Origin of the sequence: Kumtagia ephedrae (assembly GCF_003012745.1) — a bacterium.
GTDB classification, from domain to species: Bacteria; Pseudomonadota; Alphaproteobacteria; order Rhizobiales; family Rhizobiaceae; genus Kumtagia; species Kumtagia ephedrae.
In genome coordinates this window covers 343,835-355,111 of sequence record NZ_PXYK01000001.1, presented here as the reverse complement: position 1 = coordinate 355,111, position 11,277 = coordinate 343,835, and the positions used below count along the sequence as shown (strand labels likewise).

The window sequence follows — 11,277 nt, the reverse complement described above, 5'->3', positions numbered from 1 at the left end:
GCTGCGCTTCGTCGAGAAGCCTGACCTGGCGCGCGCCGAGAGCTATGTCGCCGCCGGCAGCTTCTACTGGAACGCCGGCATGTTCTGCTTTGCCGCGGGCACCATGCTCGGCCTGCTCGAATCCTTGGCCCCCGACATTTTGCGCGACTGCCGGGCGGCGCTGAAGGCGGCCCGCCGCGTCAAGGGCGACCGCGTCGCCCAGATCGAGCTCGACAAGGCCCGCTTTGCCGCGGTGCGAAAAGAATCGATCGATTACGCGGTGCTGGAGAAGGCGGAAAACGTGTCGGTCGTGCCCTGCGACATCGGCTGGAGCGACATCGGCTCGTGGACGGCCTTCGCCGACCTGCTTGCGGCCGACGAGGCCGGCAACCGGCTGGCCGGCGAGGTGGCGCTGGTCGACACGCGCAACACCGTCATTGCCGGCGGCGGCCGGCTGATCGGCGCGGTCGGGGTGGAGGACCTGATCATCGTCGACACCGCCGACGCGCTGCTGGTCGCCGGCAAGGACAGCGCCCAGGAGGTGAAGACGCTGTTCAACCGGCTGAAGGCGGATGGCCACGAGGCCGCCCGCCTGCACCGCACCGTGCACCGTCCCTGGGGCACCTACACCGTGCTGGAGGAGGGCGAGCGCTTCAAGATCAAGCGCATCGAGGTAAAACCCGGCGGCCGCCTCAGCCTGCAGATGCATCATCACCGCTCGGAGCACTGGGTGGTCGTCTCCGGCACCGCCCGCATCGTCAACGGCGACACCGAGATGCTGCTGGCCACCAACCAGTCGACCTACATCCCCGCCGGCACCAACCATCGGCTGGAAAATCCCGGCATCCTGCGCCTGGTGATGATCGAGGTGCAGACCGGCGACTATCTCGGCGAGGACGACATCGTCCGCCTCGACGACGTCTATGGCCGAAGCTGAGCCGACGCGACCGGAAGTGGAGGGGATCATGGGCGGGACCTATGCCTGGATCAACGAGCCGGCCTCGTGGTCAGGCGACGCGCCCGCGCTCGTCGTCGCCACCGACAAGGCGACGGATTTCTGGCGCGAAACGTTTTACGGTTTCGTGCGCGACAGCGGCCACGCTTTCCTGACGCCGGTTTCGGGCGACTTCACGATTTCGGCGACCGTCGTCGGCGATTACGAACAGCTTTACGACCAGGCCGGGCTGATGCTCAGGCTGGACGAGCGCAACTGGATCAAGACCGGTATCGAATACACCGACGGCATGATGCATTTTTCCGTCGTCGTGACGCGCGAAGTGTCGGACTGGTCGGTCATACCGCTGCCCGATGCACGGCCCGACGACGCGGTCGAGATGCGGCTGACACGCCATGGCGATGCCGTGCGCATCCAGTATCGGCTCGGCGGCACATCCTGGCAGATGGCGCGGCTGGCACCGTTCCCGGCGGCGGACGCCTCGGCCGGCGTCATGGCCTGCTCGCCGGAGCGCGGCGGATTTCGTGCCCGCTTCCGCGACATTGCGGTCGGGCCGGCGATCGCGCGAAAACTGCACGCCGACTGAGCAGGCGGGGGGAGGGGCTCCGCGAGGCTCCTTGCAGTGCCTTTGTTGAACGGTATACCAGTGGTCACAAGCTTTGGCCGAGGGCGCACACCTCACCGCCTCGCTTCGCACGCCCCTTTCCGGTGGGAGGAATCGGTTGTGGCGGTACAGGCGCTCGCCAGCCTGGTTTGAGGTGGGGAGTGGCGAGCGAGCGAGCCGGTGAGGGGACTTGAGCACCTGAGGTCACAGCATCTGCCGGCACGGAAGCCGGCGAAAGATGGGCAAACGGAGCCAGGGTGACGAGCGGCAGGACGAACGGGCTGCGCGGAAAGGCGAGGTGGCGGACGGTCCTGCTGCCGGCCGCGCTGGCCGCCGCCCTCATCGTCCCAGCTCTCAACCGGCATCCGGTACCTGAGCCGGCCCCGCCGCCGGCTGCCATTGTCGAGGCGAAGAAAATCGAGCCGCCGCGTCGGCGTCCCGGCTTCCTGTCGACGGTCGCCGGCAGTCCCTACCCGTTCCGGTCGGCGATCGGCGTCAATCCGGAACAGGTCTGCGACCGCCTCGACGAAGCGGGTTTCGCCAATTCCGGCTGGCGCGGCGCCGAGATCGCCGGTGTCTGGGAATGCATGGCGCTGGTCCAGGCCCCCGCCGACGGCGGGGCCGGAGAGGTTTTGGAAGCGCCGCAAAACAGCGTGTTCTATCTGCTGCGCGGCCGCGCCAGCCGCCGCATCAACTACGCCCGCATGAAGATCAATCTGCTCGACCCGGCTGGCGAGGCCAAAACGCTCGCCGACGCGGTGCGCTTCATGGACCTGTTCGCGGCGGCGGCCGGCTTCGACCTGCCTGCCGACCTGCGCGACGCGATCCTCGAGAAGACGCCGGCGACGGTCGTCACCCGCGACGTCAATTTCAAGCTGAAGCCGGAATTCGACGACCCGGCCCGCTTCAACCTGTCGATCGAGTTCGGCCCGACGCTTTATTCCTTCTACCGGACGCCTGCGCCCGAACCGCGGCCCGCCGCTTCGCGCGCCGTACCGGAGGCGGACGGCAAGGGCGGGCGCCTGCGCAAGGCGGAATGAAGGTTCTGCGCGCCGGTCTGTAGCCGGTCGCGGCTTCACCGTCCGATGACAGGGGCGGGGGAACCATCTCGCGTTTCACGCACTTGACTCTTGCGCTGTCGCGGATACAAGGCAGCGCATCCGCTTCGGCGGACCGGTCGCGGCGCTCTCCGCCGCGCTGCTGGGGAATAGGTTAACGGTAGACCAGCGGACTCTGACTCCGTTAGTCCTGGTTCGAATCCAGGTTCCCCAGCCAAACATATTTTCGTCAATTATATCAATACGATAGTCAAAGCTTGAATATCGCAACCGCAGCCGCCGGCGATGAGGATTCCCAACGAGCTGTGGAGGTCGATGCCTGCTTGCAGAGCGCCGAAGGCATCGAAGTTGTTGTTAGTCCCGACGGTGACGGAGTCCGTTGAGGTAGAGATAATCGCAACTCCAAAGATCGGCCTCGACGCCGCGCCGGCGGGCAATCACTTGGGCGCGGTCGCGTCAGCACCGCAAGCAGCCGTAAGCGGCAGCCGCGAAGGTGAAGGTCCAACACAAAAAATCCGACGCGCCGATCGGATGGCTTGGAAGATGAAGGGACGTTGTCTTGCTCCGGCTGAACGGCGAAGCCTCGACCTCCCCGATCGAGACGCGGAACGCTTCAGGTGCGGCTATCAGCTCGGCACGAGTTTGCGTTCCTCGAACGAAAGACCAGGTTAACCGGGATCGCGTGGTATGCGGCGCCTCGAGGTCGTGGGCGGAGAAGGGGCGGGCGGCGAACGTGCGGCTTGGGTTGGCGCGGCTCCGATTTTCCACCAACTCCCGCGCCAACTATCCGGTTCTCGTTCCTAGGCACACACTTTCGGTTCTCGACGCGCACTCCCCCGGTCTCCCGTCCCTCTTAGTGTCCGCTCCAAAAAGAAGTGAGTGATTTCAGCGGGTTGTGTCGGCTTGCTGAGATTCGACGGAGACCATGATGCCCTGGACCGAAACCACTCGCCCCCACTATGAACGGCGCTGCCCGTGCTACGCAAGCGACTGACGGACGCGGAGTTGGGGCTGATCGAGCCGTTGATGCCAGCGCCGAACCGCATCGGGCGGGCCCGCAAGACGGACCTGCGCGAGGTGGTGAACGCGTTGCTTTACATGGCCTCGTCGGGCGGAGCATGGCGCGCCTGTTGCCGAAGGACTTCCCGCCGTTCTCGACTGTGCAGAAATACTTCTGGCGCTGGCGTGACGAAGGATTGCTGCGTGCCCTCAACAATGAACTCGTCATGGCGGCGCGCGAACGGGAAGGCCGGGAGGCGAGCCCGACGGCCGGCGTCATCGACAGCCAGAGCGTGAAAACCACCGAAAGCGGCGGCGTTCGTGGCTTCGACGCCGGCAAGAAGGTCAAGGGCCGCAAGCGCCACATCGTCGTCGACACGCTGGGCCTGCTGGTCGGCGTAGTCGTTCACGCCGCCGACGTCCAGGGCCGCGACGGTGCGCCCGCCGTCCTGAAATCCATACTCACGCGCTGGCCGTGGCTGCGCCACGTCTTCGTCGATGGCGGCTATGCAGGGCCGAAACTGCGGGGCGCCCTGCAAAAGATCGGAAAGTTCACGATGGAGATCGTCAAGCGGTCGGACACCGCCAAGGGCTTCGAAGTCCTGCCGCGCCGATGGGTTGTCGAGCGAACCTTCGCATGGCTGGGCAGATGCCGGAGACTGGCCAAGGACTTCGAGCGGTCCATCGAATCCGCACAGGCTTGGGTCTTCATCGCAAACATCCGAATGCTCACCCGACGGCTCGCAAGGGTCTGAAACAACGCCGCTCGTTCCGATTCAGACACTTATATCACTTCGGTCTGCTGCCGGGTCGATACTGCTCTCGTGCTTCGAGGCGGTCACTCTCGAGTGCTATTTGTTCCGGGCAGTGCTGGTGAGGGGCGACCTTGCCATGCCGCCGCCGAGCGCCGGATCGGCGTTTCGATCCACGCCCCGAGGGGCGATCCAGATAGAGCTCCGCCCCGCCGAATTCGGCAAGGTTTCGACCCACGCCCCCGCACGAGGGGCGACATCTCGACGACTACGAGATCGCCGAGATCGTCCGCAAGTTTCGACCAGGCCCCCGCGCGAGGGGCGACAGTAGCTCCTCGGGGACATCCTGCCCGTTCGCCAGTTTCGATCCACGCCCCCGCGCGAGGGGCGACTGCTTTCGAGGTCCACCGCCTCGACGACCTTCCAGTTTCGATCCACGCCCCCGCGCGAGGGGCGACGCAGCCCCCACCACACCGGCATCTCGACGGTTTGGTTTCGATCCACGCCCCCGCGCGAGGGGCGACGCCCGCGTGCGCCGCCAGCCTGCGCCGCCGCCGAAGTTTCGATCCACGCCCCCGCGCGAGGGGCGACAGTAGCTCCTCGGGGACATCCTGCCCGTTCGCCAGTTTCGATCCACGCCCCCGCGCGAGGGGCGACGCCGCGATCACGTCTTCTTCCCCTTCGACGCCTACGGTTTCGATCCACGCCCCCGCGCGAGGGGCGACTGAGATGCTCCCAGGCGTCCGGCGCCTTGCCGTAGTTTCGATCCACGCCCCCGCGCGAGGGGCGACCCTGCTCGGCGGCGATGGTGATGTTGTCCCGCGAGTTTCGATCCACGCCTCCGCGCGAGGGGCGACCCCGCGTGCGCCGCCAGCCTGCGCCGCCGCCGAAGTTTCGATCCACGCCCCGCGCGAGGGGCGACACTCGGCCTCGCCGACGCGAAGGCGATCGCCAAGGTTTCGATCCACGCCCCCGCGCGAGGGCGACCCTAGCGCGGTGACCCTCCATGTTCCCTCGTAGAGGTTTCGATCCACGCCCCCGCGCGAGGGGCGACCATGCGCGCCTGCGCCGCGGCGGCACACGAAGTGTTTCGATCCACGCCCCCGCGCGAGGGGCGACCCGCAGCCAGTCCCGGCTTGTGCAGATTGGCGTAGTTTCGATCCACGCCCCCGCGCGAGGGGCGACGATGGATCGGCCTTGGGAATTCCCGGTGCTGCGCCGGTTTCGATCCACGCCCCCGCGCGAGGGGCGACTGTGGGCCATGTAACCCATTCCCAAGCCTCGACAAAAGGGGTTGATACCGCGAAGCGACCGTCAATGCGGACGCGATCGTCGTTCGATCGGTCGCCACCCAAAATTTTCCTCACGATTTCAAGGACCAGGCGCGGGCGCGAACCGCCCGGACCTCGCCGGCACGCTGCGGGTTCGCGCCGGTTCGGCCGAGGGCCGTGCTTGCCCGCGCCGCAGGCTCACACGATCAGCGTGCCGCCGAGATCGGCGGCGGGCTTGGCGCCGACGTGCTCCACCTTGCGCTGCCAGTTCGAGCCCAGATGGTAGTAGCGCAGGCTGTCGAACTCCGGATCGATGATGGCTTCCAGACGGGCCTTGAGCCGGGTCCACTGGGCAGGGTCGACCTCGATCTCGAAAACCGAATACTGCACGCGCTGGCCGAAGTCGCGGCAGGCCTTGGCCACCGCGCGCAGCCGGGCGGTGCCCTTCTTCTCGGTGGTGGCGACATCGTAGGTGACGAGCACGAGCATGGCGGACTATTTCCAGAACCATGGCGGATAGGTATCGAGATCGCCGCGCAGGTGCCGGGCCAGCATCTGCGCCTGCAGATAGGGCACGAGGCCCAGCGGCGCCTTCTCTTCCAGAAAGGCATGCTGCCGCTCCTCCTTCTTGCGCTCCTGCCAGGCGCCGAGCACGGTTTTGCGCGCCTCGTCGGTGAGCAGCACGGCGCCGCCTTCGCGGGTCTCGAAATCGCCGGCGCGCAACTGGCGCCGGTTGATCAGCGACAGCGCCAGCCGGTCCGCCAGCGCCGGCCGCAGCTCTTCCATCAGGTCGAGGGTCAGGCTCGGCCGGCCTGGGCGGTCCCGGTGCAGGAATCCGACCGCCGGGTCGAGGCCGACGCTCTCGCAGGCGCTGCGGCAGTCATGCGTCAGCAGAGTGTAGAGGAAGGACAAGAGCGCGTTGACCGGATCGAGCGGCGGCCGGCGCGAGCGCCCGGTCCAGCGCATCCCGGCCTCCGGCGCCCGGATGAGGTGGTCGAACACCGAGAAGTACAGGTTGGCGGCCTCGCCCTCGGAGCCGCGCAACCGGTCCAGCCCGTCGTCGGCGAGCTCGACGCGGCGCAGGATATATGCCAGCCGCTCCACGACCGCCGATACGGCCCCACGCCCGGCGGCGTCGAAATCGTCGCCATGGTCGCGGAGTGCCCTCATCAACACCGAGCGCTGGTTGGCGACCTTGCCGACAACGATCGAGCGGACGATACCCTCCGGCGTGTCGGAGGCGCGGTATTGCGCGCGCCTCAAAAGGACGTTGCCGGTCACGGGCCCCTCGACCCGCGCCTGGAAGCGGCCGTTGCGGTCGAGCAGCGCGATCGAGATGCCTGCCGTCGCGCAGGCCCCTATGAGGGCGGGCGACAGGAGGATGGGGCCGAAGGCGACGACGGAGGCGAGCATGTGCAAGGGCACGCGCGCCCGCTCCGCGCCCTCGATCTCGGCGACGAGGTTCTCGCCGTCCTTGCGCAGCGAAGCACCTTCGGTGGTGACGTAGACCGTGTTGAGCAGTTTTCTCACAGCGCGGGCGTTTCTGCGAGAAGGCGCGAGACCATGCGCGCGCGCCATGCCTTCACTGGCCGCGCCACCGCGTCGGGCCGGCAGATCTCCTTGAGCGAGCAGGCCCGGCACCGCTCCCGGCGCGTGGTCGGCGGCGGCGTGACGCCGGAGGCAAGGACCTCGGCGAGGGCCATCGCCGTCTCTTCCGTCAGGCGGCGCAGTCCGGCGTCGAAGGGGAGGGCGAGCCGGCGCTTGGTCTCGGCGTAGAACAGCGCCCCTTCAGGCACGGCGGCGCCCGTCATTTCCTCCAGGCACAGCGCCTGGGCGCAGAGCTGCACTTCGTCGGCGCGGTGCTGCTTCGGCTTGCCGCGCTTGTATTCGACCGGATACGGCACCTCCGTGCCGTCGGCGCCCGCGTGGAACTCGACCAGGTCGGCCGTGCCGGCGATGCCGAGCCGCTTCGAGGCGACCGGCAGCGCCATGACGCGGCGCACGCCGCGCGCCAGCCGCCGCCCGCCCCTGTCGGCGACGGCGTGCAGGACGTGGCCCTCGGCGGTGAAGCGGTTGTCCGCCCAGGCGCGCTCGACATGGATCAGCGCCGCCTGGCGCAGGCAATAGACGGCGTGCTGCAGGGCGGACAGCGGGGTGGGGTCGTCAGCCAGTTCCATGGCCGTGGCCTGAGCAAGGCTCTATGATCTCGATCCCGGAGGGCAGGTTCTCGCGATCGATAGTCACGTTGTAGTCCGAGAAGGCGCGGGGCAGCACTACGCCATCCTTCTTACTGATCCCAACGCGCGCGAAGAGGTCCTGCGTGCGTGCATTGCCCAATGGCAGGGCATGCTTGAAAACGATCAGCTTGCAGGCATTCATTTCGCCGCGCGCGGCTGATCGGTCATGGTCGAACATGTTGCAGAGAGCCTCAAAGAAAAGATCGAGGTCTTCTTCGGAAAAGCCGGTGCCCTTCGTTTCGTCCCCCGCCAGACTGGCCGAAATAAAGCCATGGCTTCGATAGAGCGCATAAGGCAGGATGTGTTTCCTCCCCATGGTCCGCTCCTTCTCGGCGTCGCGTTCGTTCGTGACAGATGAGCGTGTAATCGAAACTTCCTGCGGAACGATCGTGTCGATCGACTCGGCGAAGGTCATCTGGATCGGTCCGCGCACCTGGCCGGCATTTACCTCCGTTGTCATGACCGCTCCGAAGGCGCGGATGTCGAAGAAGTTTGTGCACATCCAGCGGGTCAGCTCGCGCGCCTTGCCGTTGTCCTTAGGCAATTTCTTTGTTTCGGGTGGGATGCCTAAAGCATCGTATGCCTTCTTGTGCTGGTTGTTGAGTACCGCCCGCTCCTGCATGTAGATCGCATGGGGAGGCTGGCCGCCCTTCACCAGTTCGACATAGTTGCGGACCTTGCGCTTGAGGCTGACATCGGTGACCAGGCCTTTTTGCGACTGGGGTTCGATGCGCGGCATATTGCCGTTGTCCGGATCGCCATTCGGATTGCCGTTCTTGACATCGAACAGGTACACGAAGTCGTAGCGGTTCTTGATCGCGACCATTGGTTATTCCTCCCCGTCATTGGTCTGGTCGTCATCGGCCGGATCGCCGCCATCGTCGGCCTTCCGGCTGCCGAAGCGCTCTTGGTAGTAGCCAATCAGAAAAAAGCCCTGCTCTTCGTCCGAATGCTGCTTTGGAAAGCTGTCGGCAAACGTCGCGGCCAGTCGTCCAGTATCCCTGCTGATTGCGGCGCCCACCCGGCGTGCGTGGTCGGCATCCTTGATCCATTCTGCGTCGGAATGGCCGTTCCGCAGCCGTTTCAGATGATGCTCTTCTGCGTTCCGGATAAGCTTGCTGAATATCTGGGCGGGCGTTACCGCGCAGGTGCCGAGATACTTGTCCTTTACGGTGGCATTGATCTTGTCACCAAGCGCGGCGAGTTGCGCACGCTCTAGCAGTGCGAACAGCTTGCCAAGACGGCGGGCCGGATTGGGATCGTCAGGATCAGAACGCACGAGATAGTCCTCCCTTGGCAGGCGGCCTTCCTTGCGCATGTCACGCACAATGACCGCCTTGATCATCGAAATTCGCAGGCTGTCCAGAAGATGGTCGGTGCGCACGCGCATGAGAATTTGCGCGAGCAAGGCACGCGGGAAGCGATCGCCAGTCAGGATCGACCGGAACAGTTCGCCCGCCAATAATGGTGAAATCTGTTCGCCGTCGAACTTGATCTGGTTGTTTTGATCACCGCGGACGGGCGCAGTGCGAAGAACGAGATTGTAAATCGTGATGCGCCGATCTGCGGCACGTGGTTCAAAGCGCAAGTCCGCCACGTAGTCCTGATAGTTCTTCACCAATTCGTGGAAATCATCGTCGAAATAGAACCGGATAGAGATTCGGGCCGCGTTCGGAGCGAGGCCGAGCACGTGAAAGCGCACGCCTTTTGTCAGTTCTGGATCGAGCTTGTCGAGCGGCTCGCCTTTTTTCAGCCTTTCCAGCAGGATGCTGATTTTCTTGACTTCCGCTTCTTCGGTTTCAGCCGGCCCCGCGTTACCGAACACACCGAAGAACAGGCCCTCCGCCTCCTCCGCCACTTCGATCCGCGACGCATCGCCCAGAACACCGTCGAGGCATCGCCGATCTGGATGCGGTGCCTGCTGCCGCGTTCGAGGAAGCGGTTGAGCGCGGTCGTGTAGGCGAAGGCCGCGGCCTCCGAGATTGGCGCGTTGTCGCCCTGCTCGTGGCCGTAGGAGGTGAAGGCGTCGAGGTTGAAGGAGACGATCGATCCGCCCGACGACTGGCCTCCCCAGACGCCCTTGATGGCCGGGTGCAGTCGCGCCACGGGTCCTGGTTCTCCCGTGACCAGGCAGACCTGCGCATCGGCCGCCGCGCCGCCGGCCACCCGTGTCCACAAGGCCTTGGCCGCCGGACGGCCGTGGAGCCAGACCTTGTCCAGCCGGTCGCTCTCCAACGCGAAAACCACGTTCTGGTCGCGCATCTCGTCGGTCCAGTCCGGCGCGACGAACCGGTCCGGCGTCCACGCCCGCAGAAACAGCAGCAGTGCCTTCAAGCCGGGATCGTCCGTGCCCTCAAGAACCTTCTCGTGCCGATCCTTGAAGGCGGCATGCTCTTCGGCCGTGCGCTTGTCCACGCCAGCGGTCACCCCGAGCACGTATGACGTCTTGTCCCATAAAAAGTTCGGCGCGATGCCGGCCGTGCGCTTCACCGGCTGCGGCACCAGCATCGGCCGCGGCTTGCGTTTCTTGCCCTCGCCGTCCTGCCAGCGCGTGACGCTCGCCACCGAGCCGTCGTCCTTCAGGCCGACGATGACCCCGACGTTCTGGCTGGAATAGCCGAACGGCGGCGCATCGGGCAGCCGGTCGTAGGCGCGCGCCAGCGAGGCCAGGATGCTCATCCGCGCACCTCCGGCGAACCCGGCCGCGGCACCTGCACCACGCCGTCGGCGAGCGTCGCCCGGAAGAACAGCGACGGCTTGCCGCTGGCCTGGTCTATGTCCCACAGCATGAAGCCGAGGTCGCGCGGCGTGCCGAAGCCGAGTTGCGATGTCCGGTCGGCCGGCGCGGGCCCGGGCGTCGGCTCGCCGGGCTCCACCAGTTCGAAGCTGGCGGCGAATTCGCGCGTGCCGAGGCAGGGCTGGTGAAAGCATTGGCCACGCCGGGCGCGGCGGTTGAAGACGTCGAGGTGCTTGCCCTCGGTGTCGTCGCCGTCCGCCTTGTCCGTCAGCGCGAAATGCGCGGCGATCACATAGGCGGGCTTGACCAGCACCGTCGAGGCGCGCTGCTGGCGGTCCTCGTCGACGAGGATCTGCAATCCTTCGAGATCGCCCCGCTTCATCGCGCTCCTGATCTTGCCGGCCGGCGCCTTGCCGCCTACCTCGTTGCGGCGGATCGACTGGAAACGCGGGACGTTCAGCACATGGATGGCGTCAATCACCCAGCGGATCGCCGGCTTCCAGTGGATCGCCTCGAGGATGCCGCGGGCAGCCGAGGGCGTCATGACGTCGTAGGAGACGCGCTCCACCTTCATTTCCGGCCGCGTGAAACACGCATGGTCGCCCCACACCTTGAGGCGGACACCGTAAGCCATCTTTTCCCCACCCCCATGCCGTCGAATACGCCCGTACCCGCCGACACGTTT

General features: G+C 66.1%; 10 protein-coding genes, 1 tRNA gene, 1 pseudogene and 2 CRISPR repeat arrays. Of the genes and pseudogenes, 5 read left to right on the top strand and 7 right to left on the bottom strand.

Annotated features, from left to right (window positions below):
* The 5 genes and pseudogenes from C7I84_RS01765 to C7I84_RS01745 form a co-directional block, all read left to right on the top strand.
* On the top strand, window positions 1–916 hold a 916-nt coding region (locus C7I84_RS01765), incomplete at its 5' end, for a mannose-1-phosphate guanylyltransferase/mannose-6-phosphate isomerase (protein WP_106770408.1).
* A gap of 28 nt (window positions 917–944) precedes the next feature.
* A complete protein-coding gene (locus tag C7I84_RS01760) occupies window positions 945–1,520 on the top strand; it encodes a DUF1349 domain-containing protein (protein WP_106770407.1) in 576 nt (191 codons plus the stop codon).
* Window positions 1,521–1,795: 275 nt separating this feature from the next.
* Window positions 1,796–2,578: a DUF6030 family protein gene (locus C7I84_RS01755; RefSeq protein ID WP_106770406.1), complete on the top strand. Its 783-nt coding sequence runs from the start codon at window positions 1,796–1,798 to the stop codon at window positions 2,576–2,578.
* A gap of 161 nt (window positions 2,579–2,739) precedes the next feature.
* A tRNA-Gln gene (locus tag C7I84_RS01750) sits at window positions 2,740–2,813 on the top strand.
* 711 nt (window positions 2,814–3,524) lie between these two features.
* Window positions 3,525–4,350 (top strand): annotated as a pseudogene (locus C7I84_RS01745) (IS5 family transposase).
* 357 nt (window positions 4,351–4,707) lie between these two features.
* Window positions 4,708–5,204: a CRISPR direct-repeat array (repeat unit 32 nt; unit sequence GTTTCGATCCACGCCCCCGCGCGAGGGGCGAC).
* A gap of 98 nt (window positions 5,205–5,302) precedes the next feature.
* A CRISPR array of direct repeats spans window positions 5,303–5,600; the repeat unit is 32 nt; unit sequence GTTTCGATCCACGCCCCCGCGCGAGGGGCGAC.
* A 216-nt stretch (window positions 5,601–5,816) separates the two neighbouring features.
* On the opposite strand, the gene cas2 reads toward C7I84_RS01745, so the two are convergent.
* The 7 genes from cas2 to cas5c are packed head-to-tail and all read right to left on the bottom strand — an operon-like array spanning window position 5,817 to window position 11,226.
* Window positions 5,817–6,107, bottom strand: coding sequence for a CRISPR-associated endonuclease Cas2 (gene cas2 / locus C7I84_RS01740; RefSeq protein WP_106770405.1), 291 nt, complete (start codon window positions 6,105–6,107; stop codon window positions 5,817–5,819).
* A 6-nt stretch (window positions 6,108–6,113) separates the two neighbouring features.
* Window positions 6,114–7,148 (bottom strand): type I-C CRISPR-associated endonuclease Cas1c, encoded by a 1,035-nt coding sequence (gene cas1c / locus C7I84_RS01735; RefSeq protein WP_106770404.1) that lies wholly within the window; start codon window positions 7,146–7,148, stop codon window positions 6,114–6,116.
* Entirely contained in the window at window positions 7,145–7,795 is a 651-nt protein-coding gene (gene cas4, locus C7I84_RS01730) for a CRISPR-associated protein Cas4 (RefSeq protein ID WP_106770403.1), read from the bottom strand. Before cas4 ends, cas1c begins: the two co-directional genes overlap by 4 nt.
* A complete protein-coding gene (gene cas7c, locus C7I84_RS01725) occupies window positions 7,782–8,681 on the bottom strand; it encodes a type I-C CRISPR-associated protein Cas7/Csd2 (RefSeq protein ID WP_106770402.1) in 900 nt (299 codons plus the stop codon). The genes cas4 and cas7c overlap by 14 nt, the downstream gene beginning before the upstream one ends.
* Window positions 8,682–8,684: 3 nt before the next feature.
* Window positions 8,685–9,713, bottom strand: a complete 1,029-nt coding sequence (locus C7I84_RS30830; protein WP_280954211.1) for a type I-C CRISPR-associated protein Cas8c/Csd1 — start codon at window positions 9,711–9,713, stop codon at window positions 8,685–8,687.
* The gene (gene cas8c, locus C7I84_RS30825; protein WP_280954210.1) at window positions 9,605–10,534 is read right to left on the bottom strand and encodes a type I-C CRISPR-associated protein Cas8c/Csd1; all 930 of its coding nucleotides are present in this window, start codon (window positions 10,532–10,534) and stop codon (window positions 9,605–9,607) included. Before cas8c ends, C7I84_RS30830 begins: the two co-directional genes overlap by 109 nt.
* Window positions 10,531–11,226 carry a type I-C CRISPR-associated protein Cas5c gene (gene cas5c / locus C7I84_RS01715; RefSeq protein WP_106770401.1) on the bottom strand — a complete coding sequence of 232 codons (696 nt, stop codon included), beginning with the start codon at window positions 11,224–11,226 and terminating at the stop codon, window positions 10,531–10,533. Before cas5c ends, cas8c begins: the two co-directional genes overlap by 4 nt.
* Between the last annotated feature and the right edge of the window lie 51 nt (window positions 11,227–11,277).

Coding starts and splice junctions, on each gene's coding strand:
- cas4 (WP_106770403.1), bottom strand. CDS start 7,795: ATGGAACTGGCTGACGACCCCACCCCGCTGTCCGCCCTGCAGCACGCC.
- cas8c (WP_280954210.1), bottom strand. CDS start 10,534: ATGAGCATCCTGGCCTCGCTGGCGCGCGCCTACGACCGGCTGCCCGAT.
- cas2 (WP_106770405.1), bottom strand. CDS start 6,107: ATGCTCGTGCTCGTCACCTACGATGTCGCCACCACCGAGAAGAAGGGC.
- C7I84_RS01760 (WP_106770407.1), top strand. CDS start 945: ATGGGCGGGACCTATGCCTGGATCAACGAGCCGGCCTCGTGGTCAGGC.
- cas5c (WP_106770401.1), bottom strand. CDS start 11,226: ATGGCTTACGGTGTCCGCCTCAAGGTGTGGGGCGACCATGCGTGTTTC.
- cas7c (WP_106770402.1), bottom strand. CDS start 8,681: ATGGTCGCGATCAAGAACCGCTACGACTTCGTGTACCTGTTCGATGTC.